21 protein-coding genes are annotated in these 16,333 nt (G+C 46.2%); 6 read left to right on the top strand and 15 right to left on the bottom strand.

Annotation, left to right across the window (positions count from 1 at the left end):
• Position 1: 1 nt before the first annotated feature.
• Together GNE05_RS06895 and GNE05_RS06890 are read right to left on the bottom strand one after the other, a co-directional pair.
• Entirely contained in the window at positions 2–2,179 is a 2,178-nt protein-coding gene (locus tag GNE05_RS06895) for an ArnT family glycosyltransferase (protein WP_061862108.1), read from the bottom strand.
• Between the two features lie 183 nt (positions 2,180–2,362).
• Positions 2,363–3,313, bottom strand: coding sequence for a ring-cleaving dioxygenase (locus GNE05_RS06890; protein WP_014417529.1), 951 nt, complete (start codon positions 3,311–3,313; stop codon positions 2,363–2,365).
• Between the two features lie 321 nt (positions 3,314–3,634).
• Between GNE05_RS06890 and GNE05_RS06885 the strand changes: the two genes are divergently transcribed.
• The 6 genes from GNE05_RS06885 to GNE05_RS21220 all read left to right on the top strand — a co-directional run bounded on the left by GNE05_RS06885 (position 3,635) and on the right by GNE05_RS21220 (position 8,109).
• The gene (locus tag GNE05_RS06885; RefSeq protein ID WP_007610842.1) at positions 3,635–4,951 is read left to right on the top strand and encodes an APC family permease; all 1,317 of its coding nucleotides are present in this window, start codon (positions 3,635–3,637) and stop codon (positions 4,949–4,951) included.
• 285 nt (positions 4,952–5,236) lie between these two features.
• Complete coding sequence (locus GNE05_RS06880; protein ID WP_003154804.1) at positions 5,237–5,854, top strand: DUF47 domain-containing protein; 618 nt, start codon at positions 5,237–5,239, stop codon at positions 5,852–5,854.
• Positions 5,855–5,866: 12 nt separating this feature from the next.
• Entirely contained in the window at positions 5,867–6,865 is a 999-nt protein-coding gene (locus GNE05_RS06875) for an inorganic phosphate transporter (protein WP_003154805.1), read from the top strand.
• Between the two features lie 104 nt (positions 6,866–6,969).
• Complete coding sequence (locus GNE05_RS06870) at positions 6,970–7,716, top strand: type II toxin-antitoxin system SpoIISA family toxin (RefSeq protein WP_007407256.1); 747 nt, start codon at positions 6,970–6,972, stop codon at positions 7,714–7,716.
• On the top strand, positions 7,717–7,887 hold the full coding sequence (locus tag GNE05_RS06865) for a type II toxin-antitoxin system SpoIISB family antitoxin (RefSeq protein WP_003154807.1): 171 nt from the start codon (positions 7,717–7,719) through the stop codon (positions 7,885–7,887).
• A 96-nt stretch (positions 7,888–7,983) separates the two neighbouring features.
• Positions 7,984–8,109, top strand: coding sequence for a hypothetical protein (locus tag GNE05_RS21220; protein ID WP_003154809.1), 126 nt, complete (start codon positions 7,984–7,986; stop codon positions 8,107–8,109).
• Positions 8,110–8,143: 34 nt separating this feature from the next.
• Here the strand turns inward: GNE05_RS21220 and GNE05_RS06860 are convergent, their stop codons facing one another.
• The 13 genes from GNE05_RS06860 to GNE05_RS06800 form a co-directional block, all read right to left on the bottom strand.
• On the bottom strand, positions 8,144–9,022 hold the full coding sequence (locus GNE05_RS06860; protein ID WP_007407257.1) for an N-acetylmuramoyl-L-alanine amidase: 879 nt from the start codon (positions 9,020–9,022) through the stop codon (positions 8,144–8,146).
• A gap of 13 nt (positions 9,023–9,035) precedes the next feature.
• Positions 9,036–9,299 carry a phage holin gene (locus tag GNE05_RS06855; protein ID WP_057079949.1) on the bottom strand — a complete coding sequence of 88 codons (264 nt, stop codon included), beginning with the start codon at positions 9,297–9,299 and terminating at the stop codon, positions 9,036–9,038.
• Between the two features lie 13 nt (positions 9,300–9,312).
• Positions 9,313–9,576, bottom strand: a complete 264-nt coding sequence (locus GNE05_RS06850) for a hemolysin XhlA family protein (RefSeq protein ID WP_022553473.1) — start codon at positions 9,574–9,576, stop codon at positions 9,313–9,315.
• A 51-nt stretch (positions 9,577–9,627) separates the two neighbouring features.
• On the bottom strand, positions 9,628–10,389 hold the full coding sequence (locus GNE05_RS06845) for a phage portal protein (RefSeq protein ID WP_160182604.1): 762 nt from the start codon (positions 10,387–10,389) through the stop codon (positions 9,628–9,630).
• A 56-nt stretch (positions 10,390–10,445) separates the two neighbouring features.
• On the bottom strand, positions 10,446–10,643 hold the full coding sequence (locus tag GNE05_RS06840) for an XkdX family protein (protein WP_007610833.1): 198 nt from the start codon (positions 10,641–10,643) through the stop codon (positions 10,446–10,448).
• A 4-nt stretch (positions 10,644–10,647) separates the two neighbouring features.
• A complete protein-coding gene (locus tag GNE05_RS06835; protein ID WP_029973065.1) occupies positions 10,648–11,073 on the bottom strand; it encodes an XkdW family protein in 426 nt (141 codons plus the stop codon).
• Positions 11,074–11,085: 12 nt separating this feature from the next.
• Positions 11,086–12,675 (bottom strand): hypothetical protein, encoded by a 1,590-nt coding sequence (locus GNE05_RS06830; RefSeq protein WP_029973066.1) that lies wholly within the window; start codon positions 12,673–12,675, stop codon positions 11,086–11,088.
• Positions 12,676–12,677: 2 nt separating this feature from the next.
• A complete protein-coding gene (locus GNE05_RS06825) occupies positions 12,678–12,950 on the bottom strand; it encodes a hypothetical protein (RefSeq protein ID WP_160182603.1) in 273 nt (90 codons plus the stop codon).
• A complete protein-coding gene (locus GNE05_RS06820) occupies positions 12,947–13,525 on the bottom strand; it encodes a putative phage tail protein (protein WP_021493825.1) in 579 nt (192 codons plus the stop codon). Before GNE05_RS06820 ends, GNE05_RS06825 begins: the two co-directional genes overlap by 4 nt.
• Positions 13,509–14,555: a baseplate J/gp47 family protein gene (locus GNE05_RS06815; RefSeq protein ID WP_095271611.1), complete on the bottom strand. Its 1,047-nt coding sequence runs from the start codon at positions 14,553–14,555 to the stop codon at positions 13,509–13,511. Before GNE05_RS06815 ends, GNE05_RS06820 begins: the two co-directional genes overlap by 17 nt.
• A complete protein-coding gene (locus GNE05_RS06810; RefSeq protein WP_020955689.1) occupies positions 14,548–14,973 on the bottom strand; it encodes a DUF2634 domain-containing protein in 426 nt (141 codons plus the stop codon). Before GNE05_RS06810 ends, GNE05_RS06815 begins: the two co-directional genes overlap by 8 nt.
• A gap of 103 nt (positions 14,974–15,076) precedes the next feature.
• Entirely contained in the window at positions 15,077–15,343 is a 267-nt protein-coding gene (locus GNE05_RS06805; protein ID WP_160182602.1) for a DUF2577 family protein, read from the bottom strand.
• On the bottom strand, positions 15,343–16,320 hold the full coding sequence (locus GNE05_RS06800) for an XkdQ/YqbQ family protein (RefSeq protein ID WP_015239687.1): 978 nt from the start codon (positions 16,318–16,320) through the stop codon (positions 15,343–15,345). Before GNE05_RS06800 ends, GNE05_RS06805 begins: the two co-directional genes overlap by 1 nt.
• Positions 16,321–16,333: the final 13 nt, after the last annotated feature.

Genomic DNA, 16,333 nt, shown 5'->3' with positions numbered 1-16,333 from the left:
CCTATTCATCAGATTGAAGTTCGTATAGTGAAGCTGATTGATTCATTCCGCCCGGCCCGCCGCTCATTCGGCTGTTTTTACCTGAGGCCTTGCTGCTTTTTTTATCAGCTGCATCACTATTTTTCGTTTTCTGATCTGTGTTTGATTGCCATTTATCTGAAGATACTTTCTTTCCGTTTTTCTCAACCCACTGCACAATATCGTTATTTCCGCCTTTGCCCATTCCGGATGCTAAGAAGTATTTTACTTTCCCTTCTTTTACGAGCTTTTTAAATTGGGCCAGCGTAATGGCCGGGTCAGACCCGCTGTATCCGCCGATCGCCATGACCGCTTTTTTCGTTTTAATAATGTAAGGCGCCGCAGTGTTGGAATCGGTTGTTGCAAATAGATAGTCCGCTCCGGTGTTGTGCTTCTCTAAATACTTGATCAGTTTTGTATTGACAGATGCGTTATCCATTCCCATGCCTTTTCCGCTTGTTGAAGCGAGCTGAGGGCCTGTTTCAGGCAATGAGCTGTTGCCTCCGTACAGAAGCGGTGTGCTCGCCCAATAAATCGGCATGACCATCAAGACGAGAAGGGCTGCAAGTGAAACATAATAACTGAGCGGTTTTTGGCGCTGTTTGAATACGAACAGAGCGATTGCTGCCACTGCGCCGATAACGCCTATTCCGATGCTCCAGCCTGCGCCGATTTGATCATTGTAGTTTCTGAGGATAAACAGCTCAAATCCGGTTGTCACAAGAATAGCGGCCGGCAATAGCCAAGTTTTCCATCCCGCCTGCTTGCGGTACAGATGAACGAGGGCGACCCATCCCGCACCGACAAGTGCCGCGATCGGAGGCGCCAGCATAATGAGATAATAATGGTGGAAAAATTCTGCGACACTGAAGAATCCGGCAATCGGCACAAGCCACGCTGCCCAAAAGATCGTTTCCTTCTGTTCTGCTGATAATCGTCTTCTTTCTCTCGCCCCGGCGATCAATAAACCGGCCATTCCAAAAATCGCAAACGGCAGGAGCCAGCTGATCTGATCAGATAATTCCGTTTGGAAAAGGCGCAGCGGACCAGGGGTTCCCGTACCGAACATTCCTGAACCTGATTGCATTTTCGAGCCGGTGCCTGCACCGCTTTTTCCTCCGCCGCCGGGACCGCCTCCGCCGCCATCTCCGCCGCTTGGAGGGCCTCCTTGACCGCCGCTTGGCATTTCGCCGCCGCTTGGCATTTTCCCGTTAGATGGAGGTGCCGTCATACTGCCGTTTTGTGATTTGTCTCCGCTTGCTGAACTGCTGCTTGAAGACTGGCCAGGCGGTTTTTGCATTTGTGAAGAACCGCCGGAAGAAGACATCTCTTTCGATGCGTTTCCGTCCGGCCCGCCCTGGCCGCCGCCGGAACTTTGCCCTGTCAGCCGCTGAATCCCGTTATATCCGAAAGCCAATTCCAATACGGAGTTTGTCTGGCTGCTTCCGACATATGGCCTTTTGCTGGCAGGAATATTGTCAACAATGAGCGGCCATGACAATGAAACGGCTGCTAAAACGGCTAACGCGCTTACCAATGAAATGATTTTTTTCTTAATCGTGGTGTTTGCCGCAATCATATAGAACAGCAAGAAGGCCGGCAAAATCATATAAGCCTGAAGCATTTTTGTGTTAAAGCCTGCTCCGACGACAAAAAATGCCGCCAAAAGCCAGATCAGTCTGCCTTTTCTGATCGCTTTAAAGAGAAGCCATGTGGCGAACAAGAGGAAAAAGACCAGTAAAGCATCGACATTGTTCGTCCGCGCGACCGCTACTGCGATCGGTGTACACGCCATGACAAATGAGGCGATGCGCGCCGCCGTTTTTCCGAACGTCGGCTTTATTAATAAGTACATGAATAGAACTGAACCTACACCCGCCAATGCCTGAGGCAGGATGACGCTCCACCCGTGCATACCGAATATCAGCGCGCTGATCGTTTGAATCTGGTATGTAACAGGCGGTTTATCTACCGTGATAAACCCGGCTGCGTCAAATGAAGCGTAAAAGAAATTATGAAAGCTTTGAAGCATACTCGTTACCGCTGCGGTGTAATAAGGATTCACCGTATCGTCATTCCAGATGTTGTACATATTCAAGAATGCGGAAGCGAGTAAAATGAGAATTAAGACTGCGTCTATCTCGCGTTTTTTCATTTTCACCTGTGTTTTCACTCCTTTTGTTTAACTTTGAACAAGTGTAACAACCAAATGTGAAAAATTTATTAATAAACAAAGACAATTATTTTGCCGTTTACAAATAGGTAAAAAGAATGACAAAACGGGTAAAAAAGAAAAAAAAAGATGCCCCCGTCAAGCCGGGAGGCATCTGTCATGATTTCTGATTTACTGAATCGGTTTCAGCCGCGCTTCTATTTCAGAACGGCGGTGTTCGAGATAAGGCGGGAGCGCAACCGTTTTGCCTAGCTCTTCAGGTTTTTCATCAACCATAAATCCCGGACCGTCCGTTGACAATTCAAACAGAATTCCGTTCGGCTCCCGGAAGTACAGCGCTTTGAAATAATAACGCTCTACAATGCCTGAGTTGCTGAAACCTTCTTTCGTAATGATGCGGTGCCATAAAGCAAGCTCCTCTTCATTCTGGACGCGGAAGGCCACATGGTGCACGCTGCCTTTTCCAGGACGCTCGCGCGGAAGATCGTTTCTTTCAATGAGATGGACTTCTGTACGCGCGCCTCCGTTTCCGGATTCGAGTACCGTAACCGTGCCCCGGTCTTCATGCGTTTCTTTCCCGATTTCAGTGAAGCCCAGCACATCGGTTAACACACGCAGCGTCGGTTCTGCATACGGGACGGTCAATTCAACGGGACCAAGACCGCGGAAAGAAAATTCTTCCGGTATGCCGCTTTGCTTCACCGCTTCACCGATGTCTTTTCCTTTTTCGTCAGCTGTCAGCACAAGCCGCTGTCCTTCATGATCCTGAAAAGCGAGTGTGTCCCTGCCCGCTATTTTCACGATCTCACTGTGAGAGACCTGATGCTCTTCAAATCGTTTTTTCCAATATTGGAGCGCTTGTGCATCCGGGACACGCAGGCCGATTGAAGAAATACTGTTTGTTCCCGCATGAAACGGCGCAATCCGCGGAATCTCGAAAAACGTCAATTCAGATCCCGGATTGGCTGTTTCATCACCGTAAAACAAATGATACATCGTCGGTTCATCTTGGTTTACGGACTTTTTCACAAGCTTCAGTCCCAGGATGTTCCGATAGAAATCTAAATTTTTCTGCGCATCAGCCGTCAATGCTGATACATGGTGTATTCCATTAACTTTCATTATGTTATCCTCCAGTCAATTATCTCGATTTCGAGATATTTATATATACAATTTATGTTATCCGGATCGTAAAGTCAACCCATCTGCTTCACAGACGGTCTGCAGACTGCCGCTCCCTAAATAACGAACCTTTGATATAAAAAAACCATTAATGTTCGCTTTTAAAACGGTATTTTTTCCTTCTCAAAAGCAGAAACCTTTATCTTTTAGGGAAAACAACAAAATCAGAAAATTTATTTTATTCGTGTTTCAGCAATTAGGGTTTACAATATGGAAAATAGTTTTTTCATCATGACGATTTTACATCTGGAGGGAAAGGATATGCAGATTGAAGAGAACGGACTTAAAAAAGAGATCGGCCTTACCATCGCCCTCTCACTTGTTATCGGCACCATCATCGGTTCCGGCGTATTTATGAAACCAGGCGCCGTGCTTGCCTACTCCGGTGATGCGAAAACCGCGCTTATCGCGTGGCTGTTAGGAGGTATTTTGACGCTTGCAGGCGGATTGACCGTTGCGGAAATCGGCACTCAGATTCCGAAAACGGGCGGACTTTATACATATCTCGAAGAAGTGTACGGCGAATTTTGGGGCTTTTTGTGCGGATGGGTTCAAATTATCATTTACGGCCCGGCCATTATCGGAGCAATCGGCTTGTATTTCGGATCTTTGATGGCGCACTTGTTCAATTGGGATTCCGGCTGGTCTAAATTGATCGGGATTTCAGCCGTTTTGTTTTTAAGCATCATTAATATTATCGGAACGAAATATGGCGGCATCGTACAGGGAATTACGACTGTCGGCAAATTGATTCCGATTATCTGCATGATCGTGTTCGGCCTTTGGAAAGGCGATCAGCATATTTTCACAGCCGTTACAAGCAGCATGTCGGACATGAATTTCGGCGCTGCCATACTGGCCACCTTGTTTGCTTATGACGGCTGGATTCTGCTTGCGGCACTCGGCGGCGAGATGAAAAATCCGGAAAAGCTGCTCCCGAGAGCGATGACGGGCGGACTGCTGGTCGTCACCGCCATTTATCTTTTCATTAACTTTGCGCTGCTGCACATTCTTCCTGCGACCGACATCGTCAAACTCGGTGAAAATGCGACCGGCACCGCTGCCGGAATGCTGTTTGGCGACATCGGAGGAAAATTGATCAGCGTCGGAATCATCGTCAGCATCTTCGGCTGTTTAAACGGAAAGATTCTCGCTTTTCCGCGTGTCTCGTTTGCGATGGCGGAACGGAAACAGCTGCCGTTTGCCGGACAGATTTCGCGGGTTCATCCGACGTTCCGCACCCCGTGGATTGCCGTGTCATTTCAGATCGCGCTGGCCATTATTTTTATGATCGCCAGCAATCCCGATAAGCTGTCTGAAATCTCTATTTTCATGATTTATATTTTTTACGTCATGGCCTTTTTCGCCGTGTTTATCCTCAGAAAAAAAAGCGGCGGAAAACCGCGCGCCTACAGCGTGCCTTTGTATCCGATCATTCCTGTTTTGGCCATCGCGGGTTCACTGTTTGTGCTGATCAGCACGATCATTACAGATACACTGAGCTGCGCGCTGTCCCTCTTGATCGGCCTCGCCGGGCTGCCGCTTTATTTTTGGCTGAAAAACGGCAGAAAAAACTGATAAAAACGGTTCCTTTTACGGGAGCCGTTTTTTTTCTGGCAAAATCACGTGCAAAAGTTGACAGCAAATTCACATCTTTTGTTATACTTTTTAAGCAAGATGTCTGAATTCGAAGTATGTTACGTTTTTTTGGCGAAGTGGGTAACATAAGAAAAACAGGATGAGACACGTTTTTACGAAAAAATCAAGAGGCGTTTTTTTCGACTTTATCTGTTTTTTTTCGACAAAAGGCTATATAATAATTTGATGTGTGCATTGTCTCATTCAAACAATGGAGGGTTTTTAATGATAAAAAGAAAAAAAGATAAGTTCTCACTCCTTTTAACAGAAATCGCAAAAAACATAGACGAAACCGCAGAATACTTTGTCAACTTTAAAGTGACGAACCAGACGACTTTAAAGGAATTTGCCGATACGTTAAAAGAGTTTGAAACAAAAGGAGATAATCATGTTCATGTCATGATTAAAGAGCTGAACAAAGCTTTTATCACTCCCATTGAACGTGAAGACATCCTTGAGCTGACAAACAGCCTCGATGACGTGCTTGACGGAATCGAACATTTTTCAGCAATGATGGAGATTTTCTCGATCACTTCTTCCGATGAGCATATCGATAAGTTCAGCGGATACATCAGAGAGTGCGCGAAGGAAATTTTAATCACGATTGAGCTGCTTGCAGAAAACCGATTGAAGGACATTCACCCTCACGCCATTAAAATTAAGGAATACGAGCACAGCTGTGATAACCTGCACCGTAAATCATTAAAAAATCTGTTCGGCACAGAAACCGATCCGATTAAAGTGATTCAGTACCGCGAGATTTACGAAACGCTTGAGGAAATTGCCGACTCTTGCCAAAGCGTTGCCAATAACCTTGAAACCATTATTATGAAAAACGCGTAACGAGGGGTTATAATGGATACTCTATTACTTTTAACGATATTAATTGTCATATGCGCTTTGGTATTTGACTTCATTAACGGATTTCACGATACCGCAAACGCAATCGCCACCTCAGTTTCGACAAAAGCGCTGAAGCCGCGGCACGCAATCGTCATGGCCGCCATCATGAACTTTCTCGGAGCGATGACATTTACCGGTGTGGCGAAAACCATTACAAAGGACATTGTGAATCCTTATACATTAGACAACGGGTCAGTTGTCATTCTGGCGGCTCTACTCGCCGCAATCGCCTGGAACTTGATCACATGGTATTTCGGCATTCCGAGCAGCTCTTCACATGCGATTATCGGAGCGATCGCCGGAGCGGCCATTGCAGCGTCAGGTTTTGCGACGCTTAATTATAAAGGGTTCATTAAAATTATCGAAGCACTTATTTTATCACCGATCATCGCCTTTGTTCTCGGCTTTATCGTATATTCGATCGTGAAGCTGATTTTTAAAGACAGCAATCTGGCGAAAACAAATAAACGCTTCCGCAGAGTGCAGATTTTGACGGCTGCCATTCAGTCCTATACACATGGAACGAACGACGCGCAAAAAGCGATGGGTATCATTACGATGGCGCTTATGACTGCCAATTTACATAAAAGTGATGCCATTCCTTTTTGGGTGCAGCTCTCTTGTGCCCTGGCAATGGGTCTCGGCACATCCATCGGCGGCTGGAAAATCATTAAAACCGTCGGCGGGAAAATTATGAAAATCCGTCCGGTAAACGGCGTATCTGCCGACTTAACCGGCGCAGCCATTATTTTCGGGGCCACGTTTATTCATCTCCCTGTCAGCACGACACACGTCATTTCGTCTTCCATTCTCGGTGTGGGCGCTTCCCACCGCGTAAAAGGCGTAAACTGGGGAACGGCTAAACGGATGCTCATTACATGGGTCATCACCCTGCCGATTGCAGGTACACTCGGCGCCATCGCCTTTTTCATCTTAGATCTGTTTTTCTGATGACATCCGCTTCTTTACAGAAGCGGTTTTTTTTGTGACAGGAAAATGATGTCATGACATAGAATGAACATAGCAGACCATTTTTCAAATTGTGAGGGATGCTCATGCTTTTGTTTTTTCAGATTATGGTGTGGACGATGGCGGCCGCACTCATTTTATATGTGTACGCATCCTGGCGGTATGAGGCAAAGGTAAAAGAAAAAATGTTTGCCATCCGTAAAACGTGGTATTTACTATTTGTACTGGGCTCCATGGTCTATTGGACATATGATCCCGAATCGCTCTTTGCCGCATGGAGACAATATTTGATTGTTGCCGTCTGCTTTGCCCTTATTGATGCGTTTATCTTTTTGAGCGCGTATATCAAAAAGCTCGCCGGCAATGAATTAGAGACGGATACGCGGGAAATTTTAGAAGAAAATAACGAAATGCTTCACTCCTATCTTGAAAAACTGAAAACCTATCAATATCTGTTGAAAAATGAACCGATCCATGTATATTATGGAAGTACAGAAGCTTATGCGGAAGGCATCAGCAGACTGCTGGCCGCTTATGCCGAAAAAATGAATGTCACGGCTTCCTTGTGCGACTATTCCGCACAATCGGATAAGGACCGCTTGACGGAGCATATGCCTGATGCGGCAGACGTTCAGTCCCGTCTTAACCGTAAAGACGTCTACTATGATCAAAAAGGCAGGCTTGTGCTTATTCCGTTTACAGTCCAGAACCGCCATTACGTGATCAAACTCACGTCGGAAAACCTGTTGACGGAATTCGATTATTTGCTTTTCACATCGCTAACGAGCATTTATGATTTAATGCTGCCAATAGAAGAGGAAGGTGACGGTTAAATGGAGCAGGCATTTCAAAACGGGCAGCCGGAACAAAGAGCGAAACCGTTCAAAATGTTTAAAAAACGTTCAATGACAAGTATCGCAAGTTACCAGGTCAGCCCTCATACCGCCAGAATTTTCAAAGAAAACGAGCGGCTGATTGACAAGTATAAACAAAAAAAAGCTTGATTACACTAAGGACAGGAGACACGGCTCTTGTCCTTATTCCTTTTTTCCTTATCTTTCATATAATAAAACTAACAAAGAGATGCGACAGGTGATGATGTGAAGAAAATTGTCAGGCGCGTAAAGTTTGTGGATTACGGACGCTTCGGGCTTTCCGCTTATTCGCTGAGGATGCGGGCGAGGAATCTCGGGCTATTGAACCGGTTAAAAAAGAAAAAAGGCTGAATCCCGCAATGTGAACGGGACTCAGCCTTTTTTGTTAAAGCTGCATCAGAATTTTCGCTTTTACAGCGGGACCGTAGACGCCGTCAGACGTCAGTCCGTTTACAGATTGGAAGCGGGCCACGGCATCTGCGGTTTTCGGGCCGTAGATACCGTCAATGCCGTTATTGACAGCTCCTTTTTCAGGATAGAAATAAAGCGCGGCGAGCGCGTTTTGCACCTGGTATACCTTTTCACCGGACGTGTACGGCTCTGTCAGCTGAATCACCTCGTCCGGAAGAGAATACAGTGCTTCAACCGGCGGGCTGACGATCAGTACTTGTCCGACTTTAATCAGGTTCGGGTCAGCGATGTTATTCCATTTCTGCAGATCGGCCACGCTGACGCCGAATTTCCGCGCGATCGCTGACAGCGTATCTCCTTTTTGGACGGTATACGTCTGTCTTTCCCCAGAACCGATTCCCGCTTTAAACTCATCCCATGTATCCAACAGTCTTCTCGGACAAAGCTTTCCTGACCAATGCTTGTGTGCAACGACATTCGCAAGCGGGATGCCGTGCGACGTCATTAATGTGCGGATGAGCCATTGGGCGTTTGCCACGGCCTGTGAAAAGTTGCCGTCTGCGTTTTCACAAATTTCAATACCGATGGATTTACGATTGCCGTCCCCGTTTCCGTCACCGGCATGCCAGCCGTTTTCGTTCAGCGGAAGATGCTGATAAATTTCCGTATCATCGACTGTGAAATGCCAGCTTGTCGGTGTATCGGGATTTTTCACATAGCTTGCGTGACTTTTGGCGTTAGCTCCGACTGCGGTATTGGCTGTATTGTGCACCGTAATGTAAATCGGTGTCATTGCATAGCCTGGGCGGTTATTGTTTCCTGCCGGGATAAAATCCTGTGTGATTTTTACCATATTCTCATCTCTCCTATTTCGATAAATTGTTTATTTTTAATAAAGCCTGCTGTTTTTTCCCTTTTGCTGTAACGTAATTGTTTTTAAACCAGGCGGCGGCAGTCGTTATGATTGTAAAAACGGCCGACCCGGCGGCATACAGCGTATCTGCAAGCTGATTGACCTGGTCCTCCTGAATATTCAGCGGCGATTTGCCGAACATCAGCAAAGTTTGATTCAATAAAGCAAGCAAAAGAAGCACCGTCCTGACGACCGTGCCTTTGTCCGCGAATTTCATATCGGTTTCCCCCCTACTTTTGCAGCAGATTGTACATGATGGCGATGGCTCCGCCAATGACGCCCGTGCAGATTGCTGTCACGATCGCTCCTGTAATGGTCCGCTTAATCCATGTTGTGTTTTCGTCAATTTTGTTCAGTTTTTCATTCAGCGTCATGATTTGCTGATCCTGCCGGTCGGATACCCGCTCTAATGCGGCCACCCGCTGTTCAAGCACCTTATGTTCACCTTTGATGCCTGCGAATTCTTTTTGCACCGCTTGTTCATCCAGAAGCACTTCCGCTCCCCCCTCTTACATTGTTCTCACCTCCCTTCGGAAGTTTCATTCTTAAGAAAATGCCGTGCCTTTGACAGAAAGGCTCCCGCCGGAAATGCTTTTGATTTCCATGACGATTTCCTTAAAGCCGGCAATATCAAATGACCACACTTCGTCTGTGCCTGATGTACCGGCGGCTGATGTTCCGTCTTCAGACCTGATTCCTCTGATCGGCACATTTTTTCCCGAGATGGATCTCCCCCAAAACGCGATATGGCCCGACTCAGCCGTGCCGGTGATTTCGACGAGAAGTTTTTTCCAAGCGCCCGCTGAGAAGATGCTTCCCTCGCCCGCCTCTGCTGCATTTTCATGAAAAATCACGTCTGTATATGAAAACGACAGATCACCGCCCGTACCGACAGATTGGTATAAAACAAATTCGGACTGCTTTTGATTTCCATTTTCAAAACGGAACCGGTAATATCGTTTTGTCAGACTGACCCACCCCGAAGCGGTCAGCACTCCGCCTTTAACTGCGACAGAATGTGAAGCCGTCCACGAATTGTTATCCTCGCTCTCTTCGATAAAAAGAGTTCCGCTGCGGTCCGAATAAGCCCACCCCTGTGCTCTGTCTATTAAGACGGCTCCTAAACGGTCTTGTCCGAATTGGCTGTATACTTCAATCGCTTCTAACGGCGTATTGGTAAGAAGCTCTGCCATTCCGGACAAATCAGCAACCGGTGTGACATAATCGTTTTTGTTACCGCGATAAGCTTTTACTGCGCCGGGTCTGCCAAGTTGATCGGCGGGAAATTCAAATGAATGCTTTTTCATCGGCCGTCCTCCTTTTCTGATTTATTAAAAACGACAAATAAAAAAAGCCGTTCGGCTTATGACACAGCATTTTTATAGTTTTCGTATGTTTCACCCGTTATTTCTTGAAATTCCTCAGGCGTGATATACTTCGCGGCCACACCTTCCGCCAGATCTTCGGCAGAGCAGTCATCATAGCCCATAGCCTGTTTTACCATTTCTATTGAGGCCCACTTATAAAACAAAGCGTAAACCCAAAAGTTAAGTCTCTTCATTTTTTCATTCTCCTTTTACGTTTAATAATTCTAATTTTAAAGATACTAATTGTTCACCTAAAGCTTTATTCAGCATCTCTGTTTTCTCCCTTGCCACCACTTCGGCAGACAATTGTACACCTAAAGCATTTTGAGCTTGTTCTGCTTGTTTTCTCACAAGTTTTTCATCTGCCAGTTGCTGTCCGATTTCTTTCAACTGTTCCACGATGGGATCCGGCTCCACCACATCCTGATACTTGTTTTTTTGATTTTCCTTATATTCTTTATCAGCAGATTCGTTCCAAATTTTATTTACTTCATCAAACTGCGGTCTCCATAAGCCGTCCGGAGGTTTTATGGTTGTTGAGTTTTGCGGCATTGAACTTGATGTACTGTTTAAGATTTCAGGCCTTTGAAAATAAAAATTCTCATCATACAAAAAGACTTGCATATTCATCCCCCATTACAAAGTGAAATTATTATCTATTGAAATCCCTGTAATATTCCCCTCTATTTTGGCGTATTTTCCGTTAATTCTCAGTTCTCCCGTTGGTTCGGCATAATATTTTGTTATCCCGGTTGTTCCAAAGAGTGGGGCAGCCATTGATTTCTGTGTTGAAGGGTGAGCTTCAGAAGGAAGTACAGCGAAAATGCTGTCGAAATCTGGAGGAACCACTTCACCACGAGTGAATACCTGGTTGCCCCACACTGCATACTGAGGATTTCTTGCGCCAGCCTTATGCCCATTAATTAGTGTTAAATCATACCAGGTCATTTTATTAAATTCTTCTTCAGTAAATAGACGTTTCCACCCCTTAAAAACACCGTCTGTATGAACAGTCGCAATCCATACATTATTATCGTAACTTCTCCAAGCCAAAATCGACTTTCTACCTGACTCACTCTCAATCACATCATAGTTAAAAAAGGAATTATCATTTTCAACCGGATTGTTTTTCAGCTGAGCACCCATTCCATAATAAAATCCCGAGCTCAGTGCCAGTATGTCTGATCCGCTTTCTAAGCGTGTCCGTTTCCCATCATCCTTTGTCAATTTCGCCAACTGGCCGCCGTTCCATTTGTCTCTTTCGATAGGACTTATATGAATTGATGAATCTATCGCATGTGCATCGACCTTTGACTGCGCTCCAGCTATGGATTCAATTGGATACCAATTGATTGCTGTTTGATTAGAGTTATAGTAAAACCACCATGCGTTACCCTTTACGTCTACAGCATAACCATTACCTATTCCCGGCTGCCCCACTAACTGCATACCGCGCAGACTCGTATTTGACGGGTTGTCTGTTACTGCATTGGTTCCGTAAAATGTTACAGAACCAACGTCTTTTAACGAGTCATAAAACGAGCCGGAAGTTAAATTGATTTTTTGGGTGCCATTATCGGCGGTGATTTTAAACAGCTGGCCTGCGTTCCATGTATCCTTCTCAGCTTTCGTTACATGGATATCAGTCTGCTTTGTGTGGGCATCGACTTTTTTTTGGGCGCCTTCCGAAGTTTCTAACTGAACCCAATCAGTCCAGCCGGAAGCTTTAAGGGTTTTTCTCCATGTGCCGCCTTCATAATCCATCGCCAGAGCCTCACCATAAGACTTGAATCCGATATATAAACCTCTGGCGGATAGCGGGGGAGTATGAACTCCCGTGTTATTTGTGTAAAAGAAAAAAGATTGATTAAGCTGATCTACAATTTGATGAAAATCCAAGCCATCTTGTATACTTATTAAATATTTCCCTGAATCATCCGTCAGCTTTGTTAATTGCCCGTTATTCCACTTCTGGCGCTCTTCCTTCGTCACATGCCGGTCCAGATCTTGATTGTGCCGGTCGAAATCTTTTTTTGCTGCCTGCTGGACATTGTCCACGTTTCCGAGACCGATTTGGGCCTTTGTCGTTTTGTGCGGGTTGTTCATGTCGTTTTTATGGGCCGCCAGATCCGTGTGGGCGTCTTTTATGCCTTTTTCCCAGCGGTTGACGTCATCTTCGTTAATCGGATCGTCCGGAAGCCAGTCTGTTTTTTCTTCGTAAGCCATCGTTACACCACCTCAAAGGTAAATCTTAAATCAAGCGTTCTGTTATTGCTGAGATCTAAATTTGTTTTTCGTTCTGTGATGACGCTTCCTGTTTCGTCAAGCATCTGCACGGTTTCAATGTGTTTGACGTCTTCTTCCCTGCGTGTGAGAACGGTGACTGCGGCATCTTTTACGGAAATAACCGCAATCGGAGTTTCTTTGCCGTTTAACAGCACTTTTGTGATCCTGTTTTTCAGATCGGCTGCGGCACGCTGTCTGTAAGCGGCTGATATCATGGTAAGACCACCTCGTTATTGTTGAGTGTGACGGAATAACCGACCTTCAGTTCACTGACTTTTCGGTATCTCCGATTGTTGAGAATGACCCGGTCTTTGATTTCCAGTGTTTCGTTTAATGCGGCTCTCAGTGTATACGCCAAATGAGCGGGTTTGATTTTTTCAAGCGTTTCAATCAGCTCGTTCATGTGCTGCAGATCATCAAGCCCGATATCGGCATAAAAACGATACTGCCCCGGAAACATCCGAACGTAAGCTGACGGATGTTTTAAAAAACGGTTTAGCGCCTGCTCGATCGCTTGATGTGTGATGGGCGGAATATTCGACATCTTCGAAATCAGCCTGAGCCGTCTCATATCCTCCGTGTCACCTGATTCCCGCGGTATTTTTAATATTTTTTCCCAGCGGTCAAGCCCCCACGTCGCCGTCGTGATAAAGAGCTGATCCGTTAAATCGAAAATATCGTTATTCTGCCGCTCAAACTCAGGAACTTCCGCCTCAAGCAGTTGTGCCATCTCCTTTAATCGGGTTAAAAACGGCGGGAGGTACGCCGTCATCTCATCGAGTCTGCTCAAGGATTGTCACCTCTTTGAGTTTAGGGATTTCCACATCACTGAGCACGAGGTTTTCCGCCGCACCGTTCATTTTGATATCGGCGTAGTCACTGACGGATGCCGAGTTATAAACGATGTTGTTTATTTGTGATAAACGGACGGTGTTTTCTTCGAAGGCCATTTTCTTAAATAAATTCAGGACGCCTTTTTCAATCTCCGCTTTTACGTCATCGATCGAGCTATTCAGCTCAGGCAGCACGGAAGCGGAGATTTCGATTTCCTTCCATACGGCGCTTTCCACCGTTACTGCCGCTCCGATCGGCGCCTGTCCTTCTCCCTGCCCTTCGTCCGGATCAATATAATCCTTTACTTTCTTGATCAGAATATCTGATGCCGGTTCCAAATTCGCATTTGTGATGACAACCTTCACCGTTCCGGCACCGTTCCAAAGCGGGAAGATTTTCGCCCTGCCGACGCCGTCAACCTCTTCGGCCCATTGTTTATAATGCTGTTTATTTGCGCTGACTGCTTCCCGGCGGACACGGGTAAAATAGCGCGCCCTTAAGCTGTTGTCATCTTCTTCCTCACGGCCGGGAATTAATATATCGCGCATGACTGCTTTCTCAAGCCCGGGTATCGTATCAAGCGGCAGCAGGTTTTGCCCTGAAATGCCGGCATTACCCGCTTCACCGGCTGTTTCACATTCAAGCGTTCCATCCCCCGTATATTGAAAATACAGGTTATCAACGAAGAAACGGGAGCCTGGCGGAATGGTGATGCCCGCTGTGAATTCTCCGGCTCTGACCGCTTTTGTGGCAGGTGTTCGTTCAATTCCCGCTTCAGCAGCACGCCTGTCCAGAAATTCTCCCTGAGCCGTATCGGAAAACACGAGTTCCAGCACGGTATCAAGCCAAATATAAGACTTTGCGAGCTCAGCGGCCGCAGGCGCGAGCGCATTGTAAATGACGCTCCCTTCTCTTGTATCAATATCCGCCGTAATGCGCGCCAGCATTCTGTCCATAATGTCGTCAAACGTCTGAGCTTCAAACATCCTCACCCAGCACCTCCTCTATCTCAAGCATGCCCTCATCAGTTTCAACGGTAAAAGAGACGGTGAAGGCATCATCTTTTTTCTCAATCTCAAAATTGGTAACGGCCAAAATACGGTCATCATACAGCAAGGCTTCTTCTATCAGTCTTGGAATCTCCATTTTTTTATAAGCATCCGTCGTGTTCTGATCTGAAAGCACTTCCTGCAGTTCATTTCCGATATCATGGCTGAAAACCGAATATGAATACCGTTCTGTGTGAAGAGCGATATAGACGAATTGTCTGATTGCGTCCAGTCCGTTTATCAGTTCATTGGTAATCCGGTTGTTTTCAAAATCAATTCGGTAGGTTTGTGAAGTCTCAACGGCCTCACTCGCATCCTCCAAATCTTCAAATTCGATTTCCGGTGTCAGGGCCATTGCACCCGCTCCTTTTAGATTTGATCATGTAAAAAAGCCCTCTTCGGATGATGAAGCGGCTTTAATAGGCTGATATTCTGGTACATTTCCGTCCGGATGCCGGTTACATTTTGTCCAGTACAAAGAAAGACTGTCCTCCTGTTAAAGCGGCGGTCATCACCCGATCTCCCGCCTGGAGCTGATCATCTTCTCCGGATCTCAGCCGCTTCGGCACAATAAGTGCATCAGACGGAATCAAAAGTTTGTCGTGATCTTTCAGTTTCAGCTCGAGCGGCGAAACGGAGGTCACTTCGGCCGGCATCAGCTCCACCGGCGCTTCGGCGTCAACCGCTCCGACGGCTAAATGTTTAATGGCATCACTTAATCTCATCAGGATGTCCCCTCCGGAAGTGAATTTTTCTCCGTGACGTCAATCGTCATAGTATGTTTTGTTCCTTGGAATTCATGGCGGTCCGTATCTACATAATAGGTTTTCTTCAGCCCGATTTCCGGAATTGAGATATAGACAGGCAATCCGCTTTCCAACCCGGGAATACCGATCGCCTGTATATTTTTCAGCTCTTTCTTAACGCCTTTTTTCTCAGCCTGCTTCACTTTTGCGCGCTGTTTCAGCTGGGCTTCGTTAATGTCGTCAGAAACCGTTTCGGTATACTGCAAAACGCCGAATGTTTTCATGCCCGCGCTGTCTGACGCGGAAGCCTTTATCGTTTTATTGTCTTTTTGCAGCCGCATGACGACACGGGTTGCGGTGTCATCAATTGAGGTGCTGTATTGATACCCTGTGATATTAACTCCTGTTTCCAGCACCCATATGTCAGACGGCTCCGGCCATTCACGCAAGCCGAGCCTGCCTTTTTCTGAATAGAGCTGATAATTGCGCCCCGTCTGGCTTTTTGTCTGCTTTAACGCTTTTAGCATCATATCGTAAAGGCTTGTATCATTTTTAAAAACGAGTGATTTAATGGTATGGCCTGTGTTGGCAATGGATGTGACGGGAATTTGAAAATCGCTGGCGATCCTTTTCAATATTTGATCGGCGCGCTTGTTGGAAAACACGTAAACGTCCTGGTTTTTCACAAGATATTGGAGCATATCGTATGCGGTGAAGGCGACGGTATGCTCATCGGGCGTTCTTGCAAAAACAACGCCGCGGAACAGTTCTTTTCCGTTCCATTTGAACAAAACCGTATCCCCCTCCGATACACCGTAATACGTCTGGCTGCCCTGCTTTACGACAATCGTCGCTTCGATGGAGCGGGGCGCCTGATATCTGTGTCCTTCCAGCGTGACGCTTTCTGTGACAAGCTCGAGCCACTCCGTTTCTTTTATGACAAATAGTTCAATCATCTTTTCACCCGTT

This window comes from Bacillus sp. AM1(2019) (genome assembly GCF_009906915.1).
Taxonomy (GTDB): domain Bacteria; phylum Bacillota; class Bacilli; order Bacillales; family Bacillaceae; genus Bacillus; species Bacillus velezensis.
The sequence above is the reverse complement of the archived record's forward strand: the minus strand, read 5'-3'. Positions and strand labels throughout refer to the sequence as shown.

Excerpts from the sequence above, each read along its gene's own strand:
- GNE05_RS06860 (WP_007407257.1), bottom strand. The coding sequence starts at position 9,022 with ATGGTAAAAATCACACAGGATTTTATCCCGGCAGGAAACAATAACCGC.
- GNE05_RS06855 (WP_057079949.1), bottom strand. The coding sequence starts at position 9,299 with ATGAAATTCGCGGACAAAGGCACGGTCGTCAGGACGGTGCTTCTTTTG.
- GNE05_RS06875 (WP_003154805.1), top strand. The coding sequence starts at position 5,867 with ATGGATACTCTATTACTTTTAACGATATTAATTGTCATATGCGCTTTG.
- GNE05_RS06815 (WP_095271611.1), bottom strand. The coding sequence starts at position 14,555 with ATGTTTGAAGCTCAGACGTTTGACGACATTATGGACAGAATGCTGGCG.
- GNE05_RS06885 (WP_007610842.1), top strand. The coding sequence starts at position 3,635 with ATGCAGATTGAAGAGAACGGACTTAAAAAAGAGATCGGCCTTACCATC.
- GNE05_RS06840 (WP_007610833.1), bottom strand. The coding sequence starts at position 10,643 with ATGAAGAGACTTAACTTTTGGGTTTACGCTTTGTTTTATAAGTGGGCC.
- GNE05_RS06830 (WP_029973066.1), bottom strand. The coding sequence starts at position 12,675 with ATGGCTTACGAAGAAAAAACAGACTGGCTTCCGGACGATCCGATTAAC.
- GNE05_RS06800 (WP_015239687.1), bottom strand. The coding sequence starts at position 16,320 with ATGATTGAACTATTTGTCATAAAAGAAACGGAGTGGCTCGAGCTTGTC.
- GNE05_RS06845 (WP_160182604.1), bottom strand. The coding sequence starts at position 10,389 with ATGAAAAAGCATTCATTTGAATTTCCCGCCGATCAACTTGGCAGACCC.
- GNE05_RS06870 (WP_007407256.1), top strand. The coding sequence starts at position 6,970 with ATGCTTTTGTTTTTTCAGATTATGGTGTGGACGATGGCGGCCGCACTC.
- GNE05_RS06865 (WP_003154807.1), top strand. The coding sequence starts at position 7,717 with ATGGAGCAGGCATTTCAAAACGGGCAGCCGGAACAAAGAGCGAAACCG.
- GNE05_RS06810 (WP_020955689.1), bottom strand. The coding sequence starts at position 14,973 with ATGGCCCTGACACCGGAAATCGAATTTGAAGATTTGGAGGATGCGAGT.
- GNE05_RS06835 (WP_029973065.1), bottom strand. The coding sequence starts at position 11,073 with ATGCAAGTCTTTTTGTATGATGAGAATTTTTATTTTCAAAGGCCTGAA.
- GNE05_RS06805 (WP_160182602.1), bottom strand. The coding sequence starts at position 15,343 with ATGAGATTAAGTGATGCCATTAAACATTTAGCCGTCGGAGCGGTTGAC.
- GNE05_RS06890 (WP_014417529.1), bottom strand. The coding sequence starts at position 3,313 with ATGAAAGTTAATGGAATACACCATGTATCAGCATTGACGGCTGATGCG.
- GNE05_RS06825 (WP_160182603.1), bottom strand. The coding sequence starts at position 12,950 with ATGATATCAGCCGCTTACAGACAGCGTGCCGCAGCCGATCTGAAAAAC.
- GNE05_RS06880 (WP_003154804.1), top strand. The coding sequence starts at position 5,237 with ATGATAAAAAGAAAAAAAGATAAGTTCTCACTCCTTTTAACAGAAATC.